Raw genomic sequence first — 20134 nt, 5'->3', positions numbered from 1 at the left:
GCATCGAGGAGAAAGCATGAAACGCATTCTGAGCGCTATCGCGATCGGCCTTGGAGCCGCCGGCGCCGCCCTGGCAGCCGATACCCGCTACCTGCCGCCGCCCGGCCTGTACCAGGTCGACATCGTCGGCGGCCTCAAGATCCAGTCGCCCACGCATACCCTGGAACGGAACGACACCTACGATGGCGCAAGCGGCAGCATCAGCAGCGAGTACAAACGCGACGGCGGCAGCCCGGCGAAGAACGTGATCCCGGGCGCCGGGCCACACCGCACCTGCATCGGGCCGACCCCACCCGGCGCCTTGCCGAAGGGCCTGGCCATCGATGGATGCAAGGCCACCAAGGGCCAGGTCGTCAACGGCGAGATGGTGGCGCTGCACACCTGCCCGTGGGGGAGCATGAAGATCCACCTGCGCCAGGTCGATGCGCAGACCTGGCAGACGTCGGTCGAGCGCGTACAGAACGGCAATGCGGAAGCCGGTACCGCGCGCAACGAGCAGAAGACGGTCATGCGCCTGACCCGCGTGGGCGACTGCAAGGGCTGACCGGCAGGCCGCTGCGGCTGCAGACAGGAAGCGGGACCGTTCAAACCAGAAAAACAAATCGCATGCACAACACACACCGCATTCATCCATCGCTACAGCGCCGCCCGGCGCATTTCCTGCGTGCCGGCATGGCGCTGCTGCTGGCCGCCGCGCTGCCGCTGGCGCTGCCCGTGGGCGCCGCCGACAAGCCGATGCGCGACATCCCGGGCGCGAAAGACAGTCCGCTGCTGTCGCGCTACGAAGGCTCGGTGCTGAGCGCGGCCGGCGACGATCCGCTCGGCTTCACCCGCCTGGTCGACGTCGAGGCGGGCAAGCCGGTGCTGCGCCAGGTGGAAGGCCGCATCACCAACCGCTTCTATTTCGGGCCGAAAGGCACGGGCGCGCTCGAGGTGTTCCGCGATTACCGGCAGGCGCTGGAGGCGGCCGGTTTCCAGGTGGTCTATGCCTGCGAGGAGCCGCAATGCAAGAAGGACAGGACCCAGCCATTGGTGGGGAACCTGCCCCGCGAGGCGCGCGGGGTCGGCGAGAATGCCCTGGCCCGCAGCATGTTCAATAACGGTTACCAGCCCGGCTTCAACCTGATCAGCGCGCGCAAGGCCGGCCCCAATGGCGACATCCGCGTGCAGGTCGCGATGTCGGTCGACTCCGGCTCGGGCGCCACGGCCGGCCGCGTGCAGCAGCTGCTGCAGGTGGTGGAGCCGGCGACTGCCCGGACCGGCAAGGTCACGGTCGACGCCAAGGCCATCGGCGACACGCTCAGGCGCGACGGCAGGATCGCCCTGTACGGCGTGCACTTCGACACCAACAAGGCAGTGCTGAAACCCGAGTCGGACGAGCAGCTGAAACAGATGGCCCAGGCCCTGGGCACGGCGCGCGACACCAGGGTGTTCATCGTCGGCCACACCGACAACCAGGGCGACTTCGAGAACAACCTGGGCCTGTCGCAGCGGCGCGCCCAGGCGGTGGCGGACGCCCTGAGCACCCGCTTCGGCATCGCCGCCAACCGCATGACGGCGCGCGGCGTCGCCAACCTGGCGCCGGTGGCCCCGAACGACGAGGAAGCCGGCCGCGCGCGCAACCGCCGCGTCGAGCTGGTGCTGCGCTGAGCGGGGGCGCAGCGGCCGTTCATCTGCTGCGCACCTGCCGTGCACCGGCGGCGTGGCGCCGCTGCAGCAAAAAGTCGTGCAGCGCCTGACCCGTATTGGCGACTGCAAGGAGCAAGCGCTGGATCCATCCGGCCGGGCCCGGATATCCGTTTAAGGGAGCCGGACCGCTACGCGCCTGCTTGGCTTTACCTGCCTGGTAGAGGTCGAGGCGGGTAAGCCGGATAGGCGCTGGCCTTCGCGACCCCTATACGGCGCAGATTGCAGCGGACCCGCAGCCCACGCTACGTTTTCAATTGTCAGGAGAAGTAATGAAATATCGCTCGACCTTTGCCGGCGCCGCCGCGCTGCTGCTCGCAGCCGCAGCCGCAGCAGCCGCTGCCCCCGATCCCGCCTACCTTCCGCCCCCTGGGCTCTACCAGTTCGATGTCGTCAGCGACCTGACCAACCATAACATCGGCGGGAATACGTTCAGCCACGAGACCCAGGACGGCGCAACGGGCGACCTGAACAGCCGGTCGCGCCGCAAGGACGGCTCCAGCGGCAGCTTTGCCGCAAAGGGAAAGGGCCCGATGCAGGTATGCATGCCCGCGACCAGGCCTGGTGCGCTTCCGAAGAACCTGGCCATTGACGGCTGCAAGGCGTCCAAGGGGCAGGTGATCGGCGGCCAGATGGTGGCGGTGCACAGCTGCCCCTGGGGCGACATGAAGATCACGCTGCGCAAGGTCGACGCCAGGACCTGGGAGACCACCACCCAGGTCGTCGAAACCGTGGACGGGTCCGATGACGCCGCCGACGAGCATCCGCTGCGCGAGGTCTACGAAGATTGGGTGAAGAACGGCAGCGCCGAGGAAAAGGCCGAAGGACGGCGCCTGCTGGCCGAAGCAAGGAAATACGAGGCCGAGAGGAAGACAATGCCGAAGACAGTCCTCGCGCCGGCGGACCCGAAGGGCGCGCCCCTGTTCGAGGAGAAAAGCGTGATCCGTTTGACCCGGCTGGGAGACTGCAAGGGTTGAACGGGGAGCAGCGCATGCACCGCGCTCCGGAAATGACATCGATTGGACACGCGACCAGCCTGCCGCGGCGGTCCGCTGCGTTGCCAGGCAGGGGAGTACTGCGCCAGCTTGCCCGCGTGCGCAGTACAATATTGGATTCGTAATCTTTTCATAGAGACCACCATGGCCGTGAATTCCCCCCTGCCCGTCGCCGCCGACCTGAAGCCGGTTGCCGGTATCGAGATCGGTTTTGCCGAAGCCGGCATCAAGAAGCCCAACCGCAAGGACCTGCTGGTCATGCGCCTGGCCGATGGCGCCACCGTCGCCGGCGTGTTCACCAAGAACCGCTTCTGCGCGGCGCCGGTCCAGGTGAGCAAGGCCAACCTGGCGGCCGTGACGAACGGCGGCGCGCCGATCCGCGCGCTGGTGGTCAACACCGGTAACGCGAACGCCGGCACCGGCGAGACCGGCCTGGCCAACGCCCAGGCCACCTGCGCCGAAGTGGCCAAGCTGCTCGGCTGCGAAGCCGGCCAGGTGCTGCCGTTTTCGACCGGCGTGATCCTGGAACAGCTGCCGATCGCGAAGATCGTCGCCGGTCTGCCGGCCGCTGTCAGCAATCTGACCGCGGACAACTGGTTCAACGCCGCCGAAGCGATCATGACCACCGACACCCAGCCGAAGGCTGCCTCGCGTACGGTGACCATCGGCGGCCACGAAGTGACCATGACCGGCATCAGCAAGGGCGCCGGCATGATCAAGCCGAACATGGCCACCATGCTCGGCTACCTGGCGTTCGACGCGAAGGTGGCGCAGCCGGTGCTCGACGAACTGGTGAAGTACGCGGCCGACCGCTCCTTCAATTCGATCACCATCGACGGCGACACCTCGACCAACGATTCCTTCATCCTGGTTGCCACCGGCGCCGGCGGCCTGGAAGTGAACGAAGCATCGGGCGCGGACTATGAAGCGCTGCGCGATGCCGTCACCGACATCTCGCGCAACCTGGCGCAGCAGATCATCCGCGACGGCGAAGGCGCGACCAAGTTCATCACCATCACGGTGGAAGAGGGCCGCGACCTGGAAGAGTGCCGCAAGATCGCCTATGCGATCGCCCACTCGCCGCTGGTGAAGACCGCTTTCTTCGCCTCGGACCCGAACCTGGGCCGCATCCTGGCCGCGGTCGGCTATGCCGGCGTGGACGACCTCGACGTCACCAAGCTCGACCTCTACCTGGACGACGTCTGGGTCGCCAAGGCCGGCGGACGCAACCCGGATTACCAGGAAGCCGATGGCCAGCGCGTGATGAAGCAGGCCGAAATCCTGGTCCGTGTGAAGATCGCGCGCGGCGATGCCACGGCCACGGTCTGGACTTGCGACCTGTCGCACGACTACGTCAGCATCAACGCCGACTACCGCTCGTAATTGTCCGCACGCGCATGACGCCACTCGAACAGTTCCTGCACCGCGCCGAGGGTTTGATGACGCGGCTCGAGGCGGTGCTGCCGCCTGCGGTCCCGCGCGAGCCGGACTGGAAGCGCAGCTTCGCCTTCCGCTGGCGCCGCCGGGGAAATGGCGCGGGTGGAGGCAATGCGTGGCTGCAGCCGGTGGCGCATGTGTCGACCATCCGCTTCGCGGACTTGCAGCACGTGGAGGCGCAAAAGCGCCAGCTGGAGCAGAACACGCGCCAGTTCGTCGCCCGCCGTCCAGCCAACAACGTGCTGCTGACGGGCGCGCGCGGCACTGGCAAGTCGTCGCTGATCAAGGCTTGCCTGAACGATTTTGCCGACCAGGGGCTCAGGCTCATCGAAGTGGACAAGGCGGATCTGGCCGATTTGCCGGACATCGTCGACCTGGTGGCGGCGCGCCCGGAGCGCTTTGTCATTTTCTGCGACGATTTGTCGTTCGAGGAAGGCGAGGCCGGCTACAAGGCGCTGAAGGTGGCGCTGGACGGCAGCATTTCGGCGCAGTCGGACAATGTGCTGATCTATGCGACCTCGAACCGGCGCCATTTGATGCCGGAAAAGATGTCGGATAACGCCGGTTACAAACACGGCGAGGATGGCGATTTGCATCCGGGCGAAACGGTGGAAGAGAAGATTTCGCTGTCCGAGCGGTTTGGCTTGTGGCTGTCGTTTTATCCCTTCCGCCAGGACGATTACCTGGGCATCGTCGCGCACTGGCTGGCCAGCTTCGGCTGCACGCCGCAGCAGATCGAGGCGGCCCGGCCGCTGGCGCTGCAATGGGCGCTGGGGCGTGGTTCTCGGTCGGGGCGGGTGGCGTGGCAGTTTGCGAAAGACTACGCCGGCAAATTACCCGCCGATGCCGGATTTGATACGGAACGCTAACTGCTTTTCGTAGGGTGGACACCTGTGTCCACGCGGTGCCACGTTTGCATATCGAATAATCGTTTCGACAACGGAGCCGTGCCATACCGCGTGGGCACAGGTGCCCACCCCACGAACCCCGTCGCGATAACCGCCCCATCCCATACACCCGGGTTATCCCCCCACGCAATTTTCTATCGGCGGGAACACAACACCCATGATTTTCTACGCCCGCGCCTGGCGTACAATATCGGGTTTTCCAACCGGACTCTCTCATGCAGCAAGCCGCCAGCAGGCCTATCGACGTGGCAGTCGGGATCGTGATGCGCCCGAACGGCGACGTGCTGCTCGGCCAGCGCCCGGCGGGCAAACCGTATGCCGGCTACTGGGAATTCCCGGGCGGTAAAGTCGAGCCGGGCGAAAGCATTTTCGCCGCCCTGCAGCGCGAATTCGTCGAGGAACTCGGCATCGAGATCATCGCAGCCGACCCGTGGTGCTGCGTCGAACACGTCTACGAGCACGCCCATGTGCGGCTCCATTTTTATATCAGCCGCGACTGGCGCGGCGAACCGCAGAGCCTGGAAGGCCAGGCCTTTGCGTGGCAAGGGGCAGTCGGCGTTACCCCGCTGCTGCCCGCAACCATCCCCTTGCTCGAGTGGCTCGATCAGCTGCGCTACGCAAGGTAAAAAGCAGTCAATCTCTGTTCAAGGACTCCTGTGAAAATCATCGTCTTGGGTAGTGGTGTCATCGGCACCACCACGGCATATTACCTGGCCCAGGCAGGGCACGACGTCACCGTCATCGACCGCCAGCCGGGCGCCGGCATGGAAACGAGCTATGGCAACGCCGGCGAAATCTCGCCCGGCTACGCGTCCCCGTGGGCCGGTCCCGGCGTGCCCGCGAAAGCCGTGAAATGGCTGATGATGCAGCACAGCCCGCTGGTCATCCGCCCCAAGATGGACCCGAACCAGTGGCGCTGGATCCTGTCCATGCTGGCCAACTGCAACCACAAGAGCTACCAGATCAACAAGGGCCGCATGGTGCGCTTGGCCGAGTACAGCCGCGACGTGCTGGTGCAACTGCGCAAGGACACCGGCATCGCCTACGACGAGCGCAGCCAGGGCACCCTGCAGCTGTTCCGCACGCAAAAGCAGCTCGATGGCGCCGCCACCGACATCGCCGTGCTCGAACAGTACGGCGTGCCCTACAAGGTGCTGGACCCGGCCGGCTGCGAGGCCTACGAGCCGGCGCTGGCCAGGGTGCGCGGCAAGTTCGTCGGCGGCCTGCTGCTGCCGAACGACGAAACCGGCGACTGCTTCAAGTTCACCCAGAAGCTGGCCGAGATGGCGAAAGCCCTGGGCGTGAAGTTCCGCCAGGGCGTCGAGATCAAGCGCCTGTCCGTGGAAGGCGACAAGGTCACCGGCGTGGTCACCTCGCAGGGCGAACTGAAGGCCGATTCCTTCGTGCTGGCGCTGGGCAGCTATTCGCCCTTCGTGCTGAAGCAGATCGGCATCCGCATCCCGGTGTATCCGGTCAAGGGCTATTCGATCACCGTGCCGATCACCGACGCATCCGGCGCGCCGGAATCGACGGTGATGGACGAGACCTTCAAGGTGGCGATCACGCGCCTGGGCGACCGCATCCGCGTGGGCGGCACGGCCGAACTGGCCGGCTTCGACCTGACCCTGCACCAGGCGCGCCGCGACACGCTGGAGCACTCGGTGACCGATCTGTTCCCGCAGGGCGGCGACGTGAGCAAGGCCGAGTTCTGGTGCGGCCTGCGTCCGATGACGCCGGATGGCACCCCGGTGGTGGGCCCGACCCCGTACCGCAATCTGTTCCTGAACACCGGCCACGGCACGCTGGGCTGGACCATGGCCTGCGGTTCGGGGCGCGTGCTGGCCGACATGGTCTCGGGCCGCCAGCCGGAGATCGGGCTGGAAGGCCTGTTCATGGACCGGTATGGCAGCGGTAACAAGCCGGTGCAGATGCCGGGTGGGATTGTCGTTACAGCTTGATTGCCGGGTAAGGTGGACTTGCCCTGAACGCTAAACCGTAGGGTGGGCACCCCGTGCCCACGCGGTACGCACGTCTCACTGCACCCGCTGCGGCGAAACATCGCTCGCAAACGTCAAAAACGGACACGCACCTGTCGTGTCCGTTTTTGCATTTTGGGGGCGACACCCCACGGCAGCAGGTGCAAGGATACGCACGTAACCGCGTGGGCACAGCGTGCCCACCGTACGGTTGAGGCCGACAACTGTCGAATACGGAGGTGCCGTTTTACGAGAACAGGCGCCTTATCCTGCGCTGGCGGCGCCGTTCCTTCCAGTCGCGCCACGCCTGCTTCGGATCGCCGCAGTTACCGCAATCGATGCACTGGCAGGCATCGCACACGCAGTCGGCATCGCGCCATGACACGCTGGGCATATCGCAGTGCAGATCCGGCAGACAGCTCGCATCGCAATCGCAGGGCACGCAATCGCCGCGCTGGTGGTGCAGGAGCGGATGGGGAACGTGGACACGCCGGCTGCGGTAAGTCTCCCCGCACAACCGCAAGCGGCGCCGCAACAGCGCCAGCCCGGACCACAGCCCGAACCGTTCGATCACCCGGTAACCATGGCGCGAACAGCTGTCGCGCCCGGTTGCACAGCGGTAGGCGCAGGAAAAACCTTTATGGGGAGAGAGATAACGCTGGTAGCCGCGGATCGCGGCCAGGGCCACACGGACGAGGAATCCGGATGGCCGCTCCAAGATCAGTGCCGGTCGTTGGCCTGCGGGTCGGCCAGCGGGTCGTCCAGCGACTCGTTCGGCGCGGCGGCGGGGATGGTGTACTTCTCTTCGGCCCAGGCGCCCAGGTCGATCTGTTTGCAGCGCTCCGAGCAGAACGGGCGGTATTTATTCGCTTCCGTCCACTCGACTTTCCTGGCGCAGGTGGGGCAGGCTACAACGGTCATGGCAATACTTAAACTTAGAAATTACAGAGGGTCAGCTCGAAGGGCACGTCTTCTTCCAGCGACTTCGGCTTCAGATCGCCGTCCTGGGTGGTGAAGCGTACCCACAGCATGTACTTGTTGGCCGAGATTTCGGGAATCGCACCGAGCGATTCGTCGAGCCCCAGGCGCAGCATATGGTACACCTTTCCCTGCAACATTTGCTGGTAGCTGCCGCCGGTGGCGACCATCCTGGCCGGGCCGCCCGAGTCGCGCAGCAGGCGCAGCACGAGGGCGAGGGCGTCGAACAGGGGAGCAAGCGGCCCGAACCAGGCCATGATGTCGGCGTGGCGCTGCTCGGCCGGGCGCTTTTGCCAGGCGTAGTAGGAGGGCAGGTCGAATTCGCAGGCGCCGCCGGGGATGATGGTGCGGCCGCGGATGCTCATCAGCCACTCGTTGTCGCGCACGTTCTGGCCGGTCTTGCCCTGGGCGGCGCCGAGGGCGCTGCTCACCTGGTCGAGTTCGGCGAGGACGGCGTCCAGCGCTTCCGGGGCTACATTCGGGTTGCTGCGGTAGGCCAGCAGGCTTTGCTTCTGGCGCTCGAGTTCCTGCAGCAGGTCGGACTTCAGGTCGGCGCGGCCGGCCACTTCCAGCATGTCGAAGATCGTCGCCAGGGCGACGTGGTGCTGCATCGGGTGTTCCTGGCGCACAAAGAACTTGAATTTCTCGTACAGGTCTTCCAGCCGCAACAACGTGCGAATCCGCTCGTTGAAAGGATATTCGTAGACGATCAAAGTGACATTCCTCTGAATGTGGGCTGGCAGGCAACTTCGTGATTCTGAACCATGCGACGCAAAATTACAAACCTTCGATTGTAGAAGTCCGGATCAGGCGCCGAATGGAGCATGAGCGCGGCGCGATTCGTCGAGATAAAACGCATGCAGGCGTTCGACTTGCGGCCGCAAGGCGTCCAGCCCGTCGTCGTTGAGGACCACGTCGTCGGCCGCCGCCAGGCGCTGGGCGCGCGTGACCTGGGCCGCCATGATGGCGCGTACCTGCTGTTCGGTCATGCCGTTCCTGGCCATCACGCGCGCCACCTGCAATTCCTCGGGGCAGTCGATGGCCAGCACGCGCGTGACCCGCTGGCGCCAGGTGCCGGACTCGATCAGCAGCGGCACGACGAAGATCGTGTAGGGGCCGGTGGCCATGGCCGCCGCGGCGGCGGTGGCGTCGCGGATGCGCGGGTGCAGGATGGCTTCCAGGCGGGCGCGGGCGGTGGAATCGGAAAACACCAGCGCGCGCATCTTGATGCGGTCCATGGCGCCCTCAAGCGTGGCGAAGTCCTGCCCGAATTCGTCCAGGATGGCCGGCATCGCCGCGCCGTGCGGAGCGGTCAGCGCGTGGGCGATGGCGTCGGTGTCGACCAGCGTCGCGCCGAGGGCGCCGAACATGTCGGCCACCGTGGTCTTGCCGCAGCCGATGCCGCCGGTCAGGCCGATGGAGAATGCAGTAACAGGCGCCGGCTCCATGCCCGTCAGCCCAGCAGGCCGCTGATGAAGCCGGCGCTCAAGTCCTTGCCCCAGAGCAGGGCGATCAGGCCGGCCGCCGCCAGGTAGGGACCAAAGGGAATCGGGTTGTCGCGCCCGCGCTTGGCGAACACGATCAGGCTGATGCCGACGATCGCGCCGACCACCGAGGACAGCAGGACGATGGTCGGCAGCATGGCCCAGCCCATCCAGGCGCCCAGCGCCGCGAGCAGCTTGAAGTCGCCGTAGCCCATGCCTTCCTTGCCGGTGACGAGCTTGAACAGCCAGTACACGGACCACAGCACCAGGTAACCGGCGGCAGCGCCGATCACGGCGTCCTGCAGCGGCACGAAGGTGCCGTTGACGTTGATCAGCAGGCCGGCCCAGAGCAGGGGCAGGGTCAGGTCGTCGGGCAGGAGCTTGGTGTCGTAGTCGATCCAGGTCATGGCGATCAGCAGGTACACGAACAGCAGCGCGCCCATGCCCGCCAGGCCCGAGCCGAAGGTCCAGACCAGCAGGGCAGACAGCAGGCCGGTGATCAGCTCGACGATGGGGTAGCGCGGCGAGATCGGCGCCTTGCAGTTGCGGCACTTGCCGCGCAGGACCAGCCAGCTGACGACGGGGATGTTCTCGAGCGCGCTGATCTGGTGGCCGCAGTGCGGGCAGCAGGAACGCGGCACCATCAGGTTGTAGCGGTCGGTGTGCGGCAGCTCCTTGCCGCTCTCGTGCGCCACATAATTGTCGGACTCGCGCTGCATCATCTTCGGCAGGCGATGGATGACCACGTTCAGGAAACTGCCGATCAACAGGCCGAAGATGCCGGCAACGATGGTGGGGCCGAGCGATGCGGGGGCGGCGAAGAGAAGAGTTTCCAAAGAGCTAGCTTCCGGTTAGGTGGCGTCGATGCGGGCAGTGGTGCCGTAGATCAACCTATTTTAGGGGTTTTCCGCGCTTCGTGAAACGTGTGATCCGCGCGCCGGCCAGATAAAATCCATTCCGCACCAAAACACCCGAGAAACCGACATGAAAATATCCCAACGCGCCCAGGCCATCGACCCCTTCTTCGCCATGGAATTCGGCAAACGCGCCGCCGCCATGGAGGCGGCAGGCCAGCCTGTCATCAAGCTCAGCCTGGGCGAGCCCGACTTCGGTCCGCCGCCCGCCGTGCTGGATGCCGCACGCAGCGCCGTCGACGGCCCGCTGCCCTACACCGGCGCCCTCGGCACGCCGGCCCTGCGCGCGGCGATTGCCGGCTTCTACCTGCGCGAGCATGGCGTGACGATCTCGCCGAACCGCATCATCGTCACCGCCGGCGCCTCGGCCGCGCTGCTGCTGGTAACGGCCGCCCTGGTCGACAGCGGCGACGAAGTGCTGGTCGGCGACCCCTCCTACCCCTGCAACCGCCAGTTCCTGAGCAGCTTCGGCGCCCGGGTGAAACTGGTGGCCACCGACGCCGCATCGCGCTTCCAGCTCGATGCCGCCAGCGTGCGCGCCAACTGGAGCGATGCGACGCAGGGCCTGATGATCGCCACGCCCTCGAACCCGACCGGCACTTCGGTGCCGCTGGACGAGCTGCGCGCGATCTGCGACTGGGCGCGCGAGCGCGGCGCCTGGCGCATCGTCGACGAGATCTACCTGAACCTGGGCGACCGCGATGCCGACGGCCGCGCCCCGCAGACGGTGCTGTCGGTCGACGACGACGCCATCGTCATCAACAGCTTCTCGAAATACTTCGGCATGACCGGCTGGCGCCTGGGCTGGGCCGTGGTGCCGGAAGCGCTGGTGCCGACCATGGAGCGCCTGGCCCAGAACTACTACATCTGCGCGTCCAGCCTGTCGCAACAGGCGGCGCTGGCCTGCTTCACGCCGGCGTCGCTGGCCGTGTGCGAGGAGCGGCGCCAGGAATTCGCGCGCCGCCGCGCGCTGGTGCTGGACGGGCTGGCGGGGATCGGGCTGCCGGTGCCGGTGCCGCCGGATGGGGCGTTCTACGTCTACTTCGACGTGAGCGGGACCGGGCTGACGGCGTGGCAGTTCTGCGAGCGCGTGCTGGACGAGGTGCAGGTGGCGCTCACGCCGGGCAAGGACTTCGGCCACTGCGGCGCCGACCGCTACGTGCGGCTGTCGTATGCGGCCAGCGCCGAACAGCTCACCGAAGCGATTCGCCGGCTTGGCGTATTCATGGAAACAGCCGGGGTCAGGTCTGACATTCGGACACGAGCTCAGCGCTAGCCATCCTCTCCTGCAGTCGCTGCGTGAGGCAGACGCCGTTTCATGCGGATTAAGGCTGAGGCCGTGTCTGAATGTCAGACCTGACCCCGGCTTTGCCAGCTTTGTACCCGACGGCGTAAAATCGCGCTATAGTCGTCCTGGCGGCGAGGCCGCGCGCAGTCTGCGCAGTCTGTCTAAGCAATGACACCGTGCATCCGTGATGGATAAAGGCTGACATGATGAACACTCGTCCACAGCGTAGCGTCTGCCCTCATGTGTTCCTCAGCCTGATAATGCTGCCCTGGCTGGCCTGCCCGCCGGCGGCAAGCGCCCAGGCCGCCGATGCGCCCTGGGCCACATTGCAGCAGTCTTACTTCCCCGGCAAGCAATTGGAGCAGGCCTCCTTTATCCGTCTGACGGCGCCCGCGCGCGCAGCCAGCGGCGACCAGGTACCTTTCGCGTTCAGCATCGACCATCCGATGACGGCGACGCAGTACATCAAGTCGGTCACCCTGTTCGTCGACGCCAATCCGGTGCCCTTGACGGCGGTATTTCGTTTTCGTCCGGAGAGCGGCAAGGCGGAAGTGGCCACCAGGATCCGTTTCGAATCCGATTCGCCGGTGCACGTCGTTGCCGAATCGAACGACGGCCGCCTGTATGTGAATAGCCTTACCGTGAAAGCATCCGGCGGTTGCGGCGGCACGATCCCGGGCGACAATGCGCAGGCACTGGCGGAAGCGGGAAAAATGAAGATCGCGCTCGACGGGCCATTCAGGCGCGGCGAGCTCAACAAGGCCCGGCTCCTGATCCGGCACCCGATGTACACCGGTTTGCAGCGCGACCTGGCCACGCATGGCTTCCGTCCCGCTTTCTTCATCGACAAGATCGACATCACCTACGACGGCAAGCCGGTGATGACGGCCGATACGTCGATCGGCATCAGCGAAAATCCCTCGATTGGGTTCGGATTCGTCCCCAGCCGGGCCGGCACCCTGGAAGTCCTGATCCGCGATAGCCAGGGCGCCAGCTTCCGCCAGTCGATCGACGTGGGCGGCTAGATGCGGCGCCTGATCCACGTGGTCTGGCTGCTGGCGGCGGCGCAGCTTGCCGTAGCAGCGCCGCTACGCATCGACCAGATCGCGCCGGGCGTGTATGTGCACATCGGGCAGCACAAGGATTTCGAGGAAGGCTACGACGGCGACATCGCGAATATCGGCTTCGTGGTCGGCAGCGACGCGGTCGCGGTCATCGATACGGGCGGCTCGTATGCCGTCGGCATGGCCCTGAAGCAGGCGCTGCGCGCCGTCACCCAACTGCCGATTCGCTACGTCATCAACACGCATGGGCATCCCGACCACGTGTTCGGCAACGCTGCCTTCACCGAGGCCGATCCCACTGCGGGAGAGGGGCAGCCGCGATTGGTCGGCCATGCCACGCTGCCGCGCTTCCTCGCCCTGCGCGGCGATGCCTATGTGCGCAACCTGAAACAGCAACTCGGCACCGGGGCCGGCGCGAGCAGGCTGGTGGCGCCGGGTGAGACCGTACAGGACCGGCTGACCCTCGACCTGGGCGGACGCAAGCTGGAACTGCGGGCCTGGCCGAAGGCGCACACCGACAACGACCTGAGCGTGTTCGACGCCGCCAGCGGCACGCTGTGGACGGGAGACCTGCTCTTCATCGAGCGCACGCCGGCCATCGATGGCGACCTCCAGGGCTGGCTCGCCGCGATGGATGCCCTGGACAAGATGCCGGCCGGGCTCACCATCCCGGGCCACGGCCCCGTGACGCGCGACAGGAAGGCGGCGCTGGCCAGGCAGCGCCACTACCTGGCGACCCTGCTGCACGACGTGCGCGCCGGCATCCGGCAGGGCGCCGACATGCCCACCACGATGGCCACGGCGGCGGCCTCCGAGCGCAGCCGCTGGCAACTCTTCGACATCGTCAACCGCCGCAACGTCAACCTGCTCTACCCAATTCTGGAATGGGAGTAGGGCGATGCGCAGGCGCGACGTTCTCGAATTGGCACTGGCAGGATCGGCCTGGCCGTCGCTGGCGGCATGGGCCGGCCCTGCCCGCCACAAAAGCCACGCACGCCTGGGGCGGGTGGTGATCGTGGGCGCCGGCTATGGCGGCGCCACCACGGCCAGGTATGTGCGGCTCCTGGGCGCCGGGCGCATCGAAGTCATTCTCGTCGACCAGAACGCCGATTTCGTTTCCTGCCCGGTGAGCAACCGCGTGCTGGGCGGGCAAAGGACACTGGAGCAACTCACGTTCGGCTACGATGTGCTCCGGCAGGAGCATGGCGTCCGGTTCATGCGGGGACGCGTGACGGCGATCGATGCCGACCGCTCGCAGATCGTGGTGGCAGGACAAAGGCTGTCGTACGACAGGCTGGTCGTCGCGCCCGGCATCGACTTCATCTACGACGATTTTCCCATGCTGGCAAAGGCGCAGGAACGCATTCCCCATGCGTGGAAAGCCGGTCCGCAAACGCGCAACCTGCAGCGGCAATTGGCGACGATGCGCGACGGCGGGGTGTTCACGATCGTGGTGCCGGCCCAGCCTTACCGCTGTCCTCCCGCACCGTACGAGCGCGCGTGCCAGGTGGCCTTTTACCTGAAGACGCACAAGCCCCGTTCCAAGGTCGTGGTGCTCGACGCCAATCCCGTCATCACCTCGAAACGCGCGCTGTTCGAGCGGGCCTGGCGCGATTTGTATCCGGGCATGATCGACTACGTGCCGGGCAGCGAACCGAGGGAAGTCGACGTGGCGACGAAGACCGTCAGGACCGCCTTCGATACGGTGAAATCGGATGTGCTGAACGTCATTCCACTCCAGCGGGCGGGCCGGATCGCGCAACAGTGCGGCCTGGCCAACGTGGAGCGGCGCTGGTGCGAAGTCGACTTTCTCACGTATGCATCGAAGGTCGTGCCGCGCGTGCATGTCATCGGCGATGCCATCGACGCCGGCCTGCCCAAGTCGGCGCACATGGCCAATGCCCAGGCCAAGGTCTGCGCGCGCGCCATCGTGGATCTGATGCTGGGGCAGGCACCTGATCCGGCGCCGGCCTTTGCCAATACCTGCTACAGCTACGTCGACGACAGGCAGGCGATGCACATCTCGACCCTGTACCGCTACGACCCGGCCACCGGCAGCATGCGGGCCGAGGGCAGCGGCATCTTGTCGGGCCATCCGTCCGCGCAGGAGGGCAGGGATGCCGATGCGTGGGCGCGGCAGATCTGGGGCGATGTGCTGGGCTAGCGGGCGGCAAGCTGCAGGGACGCACGCCGCGACGCAGGCCGGCATCCAGGAATACACCCTTCATCGATTCGCATGATAGCCGCATTCAATGATGCGCTTCCCATGGCCGATTTTAGTCAGACTAAGCCTTCTTGTTCTTCATTCGATGCAATCGAAACATGCTGTCCGCTTCCCTCCACGGGGAGCCAGGCAGCGCTACAAGGAAAGCTTCATGACTACATCGCTTCAACACATCGGCTTTCTCGGCTTCGACGTGTTCGGCACCGTCGTCGACTGGCGCTCGGGGGTGGCGCGTGCCGCCCGGCCCTTCCTCGAACGCTACGGCATCGACGTCGATCCGTTCGACTTTGCCGACGAATGGCGGTCGCTGTACCAGCCCGCGATGCAGGCCGTCCGCTCAGGCGAGCGTCCGTGGGTGCGGCTGGATGTGCTGCAACGGGAAAATCTTGAAACCGTCCTGGCGCGGCATGGTGCGGACTTCGGTGCGGAATTTGGTGCGATTGAAGGCGCCGATCTGGCCGACCTCAATCGCGCCTGGGAGCGGCTCGATCCATGGCCCGATGCGGTCGAAGGCCTTACCCGGCTGAAGCGGCGCTTCCCGATCGGCGCCCTGTCGAACAGCCATATCGCGGGCATGCTGTACCTGTCGCGCTTTGGCGGACTTCCCTGGGACGCCATTCTCGGCGCCGAGATCGCCAGGAGCTACAAGCCGCAGCCCCAGGCCTACCTGAAGTCGGCGGAAGCGATCGGACTGCCGCCGCACGAGGTAGCGCTCGTCGCCGCCCACAACGACGACCTGCAAGCGGCACGTGCCTGCGGCTTCAGGACCGTGTTCGTACGGCGGCCCCGGGAGCACGGCCCGAAGCAAAGCACCGACCTGGTACCGGAACACGACTGGGATGCGGTCGCCGACAGTCTCATCGAATTGGCCGACCTGCTCGGCTGCCCTCAACTTTCACGATAAAGGAACCTGCACATGACGCAACCGAATGAACGCCCGCTCGCCCTGGTTACCGGCGCCTCCAGCGGCATCGGCTATGAACTGGCCCGGCTTTTCGCAGCCGACGGCTATGACCTTGTCCTCACCGCCACCAATGGCGAACTGCTCGAACGCACCGCCGAAGCCGTCCGCGCCACCGGCGCCGGCGCCGAGATCGTCGTTGCCGACCTGACGAAGTTCGATGGCGTCGAGTCGCTGTACGCTGCGGTTACCGCTCTCGGCCGGCCGCTGGCTGCGGCAGCCCTGAACGCGGGTGTCGGCCTGGGCGGCTACTTCATCGGCGGCACCGACCTGGAAGCGGAGTTGAACATGATCCAGTTGAACATCGTCTCCCAGGTGCACCTGACGAAACGCATCTTGCCGGACATGGTGGCGCAAGGTTCCGGCAAGCTGCTGTACACGGCGTCGATTTCGGGCACCATGCCGACACCGTACGAGTCCGTGTATGGCGGCACGAAGGCCTTTTTGATTTCGTTTGCGGAAGCGGTGAAGTCGGAGATCAAGGACAGCGGCGTGACGATCACCTTGCTGTTGCCGGGCCAGGTCGACACGCCGTTCTGGCACCGCGCCGGCATGGATACCAACAAGCTCGGCATGGGTGAGAAGGCGGCCCCGAGCAAGGTTGCGGCGGAGGGTTACGAGGCCATGAAGGCCGGGAAGGACCGTGTCGTCGCCGGCATGACGAGCAGCAAGGTGATCGGGAATATCGTGAATAACCTGGCGCCGGATACGGTGAAGGCTGATTTGCACGCTGCGGATGCTGAGCCGGGATCGGGGTTGAAAGACTAAATGGTTGCTGGCAGTAGCGCTACCTCAGCCAGAGGTAGAGCTACTGCCAGCACGAGTGGCTACCTGCGCATGGAGCAACTGAAGGTCACCAAATGAAGATCTTTCATATCATTGCCCTCGGCCTGGCGCTCGGTACGGCCTGTGTTGCTTACACGGCTGCGGCCAAGGGAAAAGCGCTGACCATCGGTGGAAAAACGATCATCATCGCGGGGCCGGGAAAATGTTCGTCGGTTCATCGTCCAGGTCGGGAGCTGGCCAGGTATCTACGCCAGTATGATCCGACCTGGGAGGCGAAGCAGGATGCGAACGACGAAACGCCGTACACAAAAGAAGATATTCGGTTGATAAAGAACGGTCTCGTCGAAGCGGGCTTCCGTTACCCGAATACCGAGGAAAGTGTCATTACATGGATGGACATCGACGACGATGGCGTCTGCGATTTCACCGCTTCGACTGGGGTTGGGGGAATGCGCTCGATCGACCGGATGTTCCTGTTTCGCGGTTTGGGAAAAGGGAGTTTCCAGCTGATCGACTCGGATCACAGGTACATGGAAGGCAGCATCACGGTGGTGCCCTACATTCCACTCACCGTGTCTGGCGAAAGACTGCCCGTCCTGGTCAAGGAATACACGCTGCTGCAATGGCAGGCTGATTCCAAACGATTCGCGACGTGCGAAACAATACAATACGGCCCGGAAGCGGCAAATCAGCGCGCTGCATTCCCGCTACTGGCGCAATTGTGCCCGAAAGCGCGGGAGATTTATGACTGGGCTGCAGGCCAGCTTCCGCACAAAAACATCATTCCGCACTGACAAGCCGGATCTGGTATTCGCGCCTGCAGGCAGTGCTGCAGGCATCGGTACTGGAAAGTGCAGGAACTTACCGCATCTCGCAACCTGTAGGGACTCACGCAATCCTGCAGTCATATCCGTTGATTTCATTCAGTTTTTCTTGGGTTCGTTCAAGCATCTTGCGATGTACCCCTGGAGGTAGCAGCACATGTCCTTGCGTTGCCGGCGGAACGACGCGAGGTCGACAATGCCTTTGACGGGACGTGGAATTATTGAGTTGCGTAAGCGTCAGTATCCCCAACCATTATGATGGCGGAACAAAGCCCTTCGATGAGACGATTGGCTGGTGATGTCCTTATCTAAAAGGGAAAAGGCCGACAAGTTTCGTCGGCCTCCGTCAGGAAGTGACGTGTTCGTTTATGCACCAGCGAAGGCGCAGTCGTCGCCGGGCTTACCGAACTGCGTCTTAGCGCTCTCTGCGATCCGCTCGCGTACGTGCTTGAAATCGAAGCTGCCAACCTTCAACGCATCGACATCATTGATGAAACGGCCTGCGCGGATGTGGGAGTCCGAAACTGACAGTCCTTCCTTCTCCTGATAGTGGCCCGCCAAGTGGTTGACAACAAATTTATCACCTTTCTCGAGACGCAGTGCTTCGAGGTGATAGATCTCGCCGCCGCATTCATAAACGGCGTTGGCCGCACGTGCAGCATTGGTCAATTTCTTCATAGTTAGCTCCAGATGATGTGGTGACCCAGCGAAAGACACTGAACTGGGGCTGCCGGGTGGCAGCGGAACTATAATGGCGAGATTGCCCGTCCCTGACAAAGCAATTCAACGTAGGTTACGGGACGCTCCCATAAACCCGCAGCGCGGCGACAGGCTGTGCGCTGACGCTGTGAACGGTTCAACATGCCACGTAATTCCCCTGAGCAAGAACTACTCATTGATTCTTTCGACAACGAAATTGCTTTCGGTTACGCTTACCGATACCAGGAAGCACTGAACGATCATTTAAGCAGCCTATCTGCTTTAGCAGTGGAAGTAATTCGAGAAGCTCAATCGGACCCCAGGTTCATGTCCCTACCAGCACCTTATCACGATCGAATTCAGTATTCCGTGGTCAACACTCTGCAAAGAGCAGTTCAAAATCAGGATTATTCTTTAGAGAGCGATACGACTGATAATGGATGGCGTTACATCCCAGATAATTGGAAATATCAGGGAATAGTTCATCACTTGACCTTCCAGATGAACGCTCCGTGGATGCTTCTTGAAGCCTTGTCAGCGAGACTGGAGAAAGTTCTACCGCAATCGGTAAAACCATTTACAAGCTTTGATCAAATTTTTGCTGTCGCATTCGAAGTATTGGATGAACTCGGTATGCTTATGCGCTGTCCTGTGCACATGCCCTCAATGGCAACAGCGATGCATGCGGCATTTGTTGAGCGGCACAGCAATTCCTCCGTAAAAAATGATCCTGAAAAACTTCTGCAGAATGCTCTAGAGCACTATCGCAATCTCGCACTCCAGGCCGGGATCGATGCGATATATGACGAATTTTGTAAGCGGATGTTTATTAGATTTATCTCGCAAGCACGAACATTCCAGATTCCCATTGGTAATTATTACCCATGGGGCGTGCTTATTGCTCCACCTCGTTCAGTGCACAGAATCCTAGTCGATTTCGTTTCCTTGATCAGTGAAGATAAGATAGGGTTTGGTAAGTGGAGTTCAAAGAATGTAAAGGCAGAGTATCTTCAAGATACTTCATCTGTCGATTTTTTACTCGGGAGTGCTCCGAAGGTAGAGCCTCGCTCCGCCAGTGGGCCTATTTATTTCTCAAGTGAGCATACTAAACTAACCCTTGAAGGGGTGCCACTGCAGAATCGACTCATTATGGTGTTGCCTTATGATCGGCCATTTCCAGATTTGAAACAGGCATTGTCGCGGTTTGAAAAATATTTCCTTAGTCGGTCAGCCACACATCGAGCAGATTTGGGTGATGGCGGGGCTCGCGAGCATGAGCGTGACGTTCGACGAAAAAAGATAATACCAGAACAAAAAGTTGAGCGTGTTATTGTGGAACGAGTTACCAGCATCCCCATGCATCTAGCGGCATTGCGATCATTCGAAAATGATAGGCCAGAAGAAGAAGGCAAACCGAAAACTAGTTTGATTATCAATATTCATGCTGAACTTACGAAATTTGGATTCGATCTAAAACGTGATGCAATAGAAGAGGCACTAGAGAACGCTGTCAAGTTTAGAAATTTTGTGATCAATAAACTCGACCTTTGGAGCGGTAGATCGAAACGTTCAGAAAGCAACAGTTAACACTATGAAACTTGTTGCGGCTGCCAATCTGGCAACTAGCCTTTCCGAAATTTGGAACTAATTTTTGTCCGAGGTCCGGCACACTATGTTTGCTGATCCCAGCACATCTACTTAACCGAGCTTTCGAGAACAACATGAGCAAATCACAACACAGTCAGAAATCATCGTCGCCGACAACGCCTCGCGACGCCTCCCGCGTGCAAGCAACAGTTGCCCGCTCGTCCGGTGGCGCTGTGCCTAAAGGGAGTTACGTCGGACGCTTGCAAGCAGCTGCAGTTCGCAACCAAGGCAAGTCAGGCGCGAAGTGAGGAGTGCAACAGTGG

The 20134-nt window shown here is 63.2% G+C and carries 22 protein-coding genes; 16 read left to right on the top strand and 6 right to left on the bottom strand.

The genetic code is table 11. The features are described from left to right. Window positions 1–16: 16 nt before the first annotated feature. The 7 genes from LK540_RS14375 (at window position 17) to LK540_RS14345 (ending at window position 6984) form a co-directional block, all read left to right on the top strand. Window positions 17–544 carry a hypothetical protein gene (locus LK540_RS14375; RefSeq protein ID WP_229437978.1) on the top strand — a complete coding sequence of 176 codons (528 nt, stop codon included), beginning with the start codon at window positions 17–19 and terminating at the stop codon, window positions 542–544. Between the two features lie 62 nt (window positions 545–606). Beyond that, on the top strand, window positions 607–1650 hold the full coding sequence (locus LK540_RS14370; RefSeq protein WP_229437977.1) for an OmpA family protein: 1044 nt from the start codon (window positions 607–609) through the stop codon (window positions 1648–1650). Window positions 1651–1958: 308 nt separating this feature from the next. Beyond that, complete coding sequence (locus tag LK540_RS14365) at window positions 1959–2663, top strand: hypothetical protein (RefSeq protein ID WP_229437976.1); 705 nt, start codon at window positions 1959–1961, stop codon at window positions 2661–2663. 162 nt (window positions 2664–2825) lie between these two features. Then, window positions 2826–4064, top strand: coding sequence for a bifunctional glutamate N-acetyltransferase/amino-acid acetyltransferase ArgJ (argJ, locus tag LK540_RS14360; RefSeq protein WP_229437975.1), 1239 nt, complete (start codon window positions 2826–2828; stop codon window positions 4062–4064). A gap of 14 nt (window positions 4065–4078) precedes the next feature. Further along, window positions 4079–4987 carry an ATP-binding protein gene (locus tag LK540_RS14355; RefSeq protein ID WP_229437974.1) on the top strand — a complete coding sequence of 303 codons (909 nt, stop codon included), beginning with the start codon at window positions 4079–4081 and terminating at the stop codon, window positions 4985–4987. Between the two features lie 254 nt (window positions 4988–5241). Then, the gene (locus LK540_RS14350; RefSeq protein ID WP_267498788.1) at window positions 5242–5652 is read left to right on the top strand and encodes an NUDIX domain-containing protein; all 411 of its coding nucleotides are present in this window, start codon (window positions 5242–5244) and stop codon (window positions 5650–5652) included. 30 nt (window positions 5653–5682) lie between these two features. Further along, entirely contained in the window at window positions 5683–6984 is a 1302-nt protein-coding gene (locus LK540_RS14345) for a D-amino acid dehydrogenase (protein WP_229437973.1), read from the top strand. Between the two features lie 265 nt (window positions 6985–7249). On the opposite strand, the gene yidD is transcribed toward LK540_RS14345, so the two are convergent. From yidD to LK540_RS14320, 5 genes are all read right to left on the bottom strand, one after another. Beyond that, window positions 7250–7720, bottom strand: coding sequence for a membrane protein insertion efficiency factor YidD (yidD, locus tag LK540_RS14340; RefSeq protein WP_229437972.1), 471 nt, complete (start codon window positions 7718–7720; stop codon window positions 7250–7252). 2 nt (window positions 7721–7722) lie between these two features. Then, entirely contained in the window at window positions 7723–7923 is a 201-nt protein-coding gene (yacG, locus tag LK540_RS14335; RefSeq protein ID WP_229437971.1) for a DNA gyrase inhibitor YacG, read from the bottom strand. Between the two features lie 14 nt (window positions 7924–7937). Next, the gene (zapD, locus tag LK540_RS14330) at window positions 7938–8693 is read right to left on the bottom strand and encodes a cell division protein ZapD (protein WP_229437970.1); all 756 of its coding nucleotides are present in this window, start codon (window positions 8691–8693) and stop codon (window positions 7938–7940) included. 93 nt (window positions 8694–8786) lie between these two features. Further along, window positions 8787–9428, bottom strand: coding sequence for a dephospho-CoA kinase (gene coaE / locus LK540_RS14325; protein WP_229437969.1), 642 nt, complete (start codon window positions 9426–9428; stop codon window positions 8787–8789). Between the two features lie 5 nt (window positions 9429–9433). After that, the gene (locus LK540_RS14320; protein WP_229437968.1) at window positions 9434–10300 is read right to left on the bottom strand and encodes an A24 family peptidase; all 867 of its coding nucleotides are present in this window, start codon (window positions 10298–10300) and stop codon (window positions 9434–9436) included. 148 nt (window positions 10301–10448) lie between these two features. On the opposite strand from LK540_RS14320, the gene LK540_RS14315 reads away from it, so the two are divergent. The 7 genes from LK540_RS14315 to LK540_RS14285 all read left to right on the top strand — a co-directional run bounded on the left by LK540_RS14315 (window position 10449) and on the right by LK540_RS14285 (window position 17495). Next, entirely contained in the window at window positions 10449–11654 is a 1206-nt protein-coding gene (locus LK540_RS14315) for a pyridoxal phosphate-dependent aminotransferase (RefSeq protein WP_229437967.1), read from the top strand. A 218-nt stretch (window positions 11655–11872) separates the two neighbouring features. Continuing rightward, on the top strand, window positions 11873–12691 hold the full coding sequence (locus tag LK540_RS14310) for a quinoprotein dehydrogenase-associated SoxYZ-like carrier (RefSeq protein WP_229437966.1): 819 nt from the start codon (window positions 11873–11875) through the stop codon (window positions 12689–12691). Then, window positions 12692–13624, top strand: a complete 933-nt coding sequence (locus LK540_RS14305) for a quinoprotein relay system zinc metallohydrolase 2 (RefSeq protein WP_229437965.1) — start codon at window positions 12692–12694, stop codon at window positions 13622–13624. It abuts the gene before it with no gap. 4 nt (window positions 13625–13628) lie between these two features. After that, the gene (locus LK540_RS14300) at window positions 13629–14894 is read left to right on the top strand and encodes an NAD(P)/FAD-dependent oxidoreductase (RefSeq protein WP_229437964.1); all 1266 of its coding nucleotides are present in this window, start codon (window positions 13629–13631) and stop codon (window positions 14892–14894) included. 211 nt (window positions 14895–15105) lie between these two features. Further along, the gene (locus LK540_RS14295) at window positions 15106–15858 is read left to right on the top strand and encodes a haloacid dehalogenase type II (protein ID WP_229437963.1); all 753 of its coding nucleotides are present in this window, start codon (window positions 15106–15108) and stop codon (window positions 15856–15858) included. A 12-nt stretch (window positions 15859–15870) separates the two neighbouring features. Beyond that, window positions 15871–16683: an SDR family oxidoreductase gene (locus LK540_RS14290; RefSeq protein WP_229437962.1), complete on the top strand. Its 813-nt coding sequence runs from the start codon at window positions 15871–15873 to the stop codon at window positions 16681–16683. Window positions 16684–16775: 92 nt separating this feature from the next. Then, entirely contained in the window at window positions 16776–17495 is a 720-nt protein-coding gene (locus LK540_RS14285) for a hypothetical protein (RefSeq protein WP_229437961.1), read from the top strand. 396 nt (window positions 17496–17891) lie between these two features. On the opposite strand, the gene LK540_RS14280 is transcribed toward LK540_RS14285, so the two are convergent. After that, the gene (locus LK540_RS14280) at window positions 17892–18203 is read right to left on the bottom strand and encodes a hypothetical protein (protein WP_229437960.1); all 312 of its coding nucleotides are present in this window, start codon (window positions 18201–18203) and stop codon (window positions 17892–17894) included. Window positions 18204–18386: 183 nt separating this feature from the next. Between LK540_RS14280 and LK540_RS14275 the strand changes: the two genes are divergently transcribed. Then, window positions 18387–19811 (top strand): hypothetical protein, encoded by a 1425-nt coding sequence (locus tag LK540_RS14275; RefSeq protein ID WP_229437959.1) that lies wholly within the window; start codon window positions 18387–18389, stop codon window positions 19809–19811. 134 nt (window positions 19812–19945) lie between these two features. Then, on the top strand, window positions 19946–20119 hold the full coding sequence (locus LK540_RS25405) for a hypothetical protein (protein WP_374041363.1): 174 nt from the start codon (window positions 19946–19948) through the stop codon (window positions 20117–20119). Window positions 20120–20134 lie beyond the last annotated feature (15 nt).

This window comes from Massilia sp. IC2-278, from assembly GCF_020708045.1.
Taxonomy (GTDB): Bacteria; Pseudomonadota; Gammaproteobacteria; order Burkholderiales; family Burkholderiaceae_D; genus Telluria.
The sequence above is the reverse complement of the archived record's forward strand: the minus strand, read 5'-3'. Positions and strand labels throughout refer to the sequence as shown.

Coding starts and splice junctions, on each gene's coding strand:
- LK540_RS14295 (WP_229437963.1), top strand. CDS start 15,106: ATGACTACATCGCTTCAACACATCGGCTTTCTCGGCTTCGACGTGTTC.
- LK540_RS14375 (WP_229437978.1), top strand. CDS start 17: ATGAAACGCATTCTGAGCGCTATCGCGATCGGCCTTGGAGCCGCCGGC.
- LK540_RS14290 (WP_229437962.1), top strand. CDS start 15,871: ATGACGCAACCGAATGAACGCCCGCTCGCCCTGGTTACCGGCGCCTCC.
- LK540_RS25405 (WP_374041363.1), top strand. CDS start 19,946: ATGAGCAAATCACAACACAGTCAGAAATCATCGTCGCCGACAACGCCT.
- LK540_RS14315 (WP_229437967.1), top strand. CDS start 10,449: ATGAAAATATCCCAACGCGCCCAGGCCATCGACCCCTTCTTCGCCATG.
- LK540_RS14310 (WP_229437966.1), top strand. CDS start 11,873: ATGAACACTCGTCCACAGCGTAGCGTCTGCCCTCATGTGTTCCTCAGC.
- LK540_RS14350 (WP_267498788.1), top strand. CDS start 5,242: ATGCAGCAAGCCGCCAGCAGGCCTATCGACGTGGCAGTCGGGATCGTG.
- LK540_RS14365 (WP_229437976.1), top strand. CDS start 1,959: ATGAAATATCGCTCGACCTTTGCCGGCGCCGCCGCGCTGCTGCTCGCA.
- argJ (WP_229437975.1), top strand. CDS start 2,826: ATGGCCGTGAATTCCCCCCTGCCCGTCGCCGCCGACCTGAAGCCGGTT.
- LK540_RS14300 (WP_229437964.1), top strand. CDS start 13,629: ATGCGCAGGCGCGACGTTCTCGAATTGGCACTGGCAGGATCGGCCTGG.
- LK540_RS14275 (WP_229437959.1), top strand. CDS start 18,387: ATGCCACGTAATTCCCCTGAGCAAGAACTACTCATTGATTCTTTCGAC.
- coaE (WP_229437969.1), bottom strand. CDS start 9,428: ATGGAGCCGGCGCCTGTTACTGCATTCTCCATCGGCCTGACCGGCGGC.
- yacG (WP_229437971.1), bottom strand. CDS start 7,923: ATGACCGTTGTAGCCTGCCCCACCTGCGCCAGGAAAGTCGAGTGGACG.
- LK540_RS14355 (WP_229437974.1), top strand. CDS start 4,079: ATGACGCCACTCGAACAGTTCCTGCACCGCGCCGAGGGTTTGATGACG.
- LK540_RS14305 (WP_229437965.1), top strand. CDS start 12,692: ATGCGGCGCCTGATCCACGTGGTCTGGCTGCTGGCGGCGGCGCAGCTT.
- LK540_RS14370 (WP_229437977.1), top strand. CDS start 607: ATGCACAACACACACCGCATTCATCCATCGCTACAGCGCCGCCCGGCG.
- LK540_RS14285 (WP_229437961.1), top strand. CDS start 16,776: ATGAAGATCTTTCATATCATTGCCCTCGGCCTGGCGCTCGGTACGGCC.
- LK540_RS14280 (WP_229437960.1), bottom strand. CDS start 18,203: ATGAAGAAATTGACCAATGCTGCACGTGCGGCCAACGCCGTTTATGAA.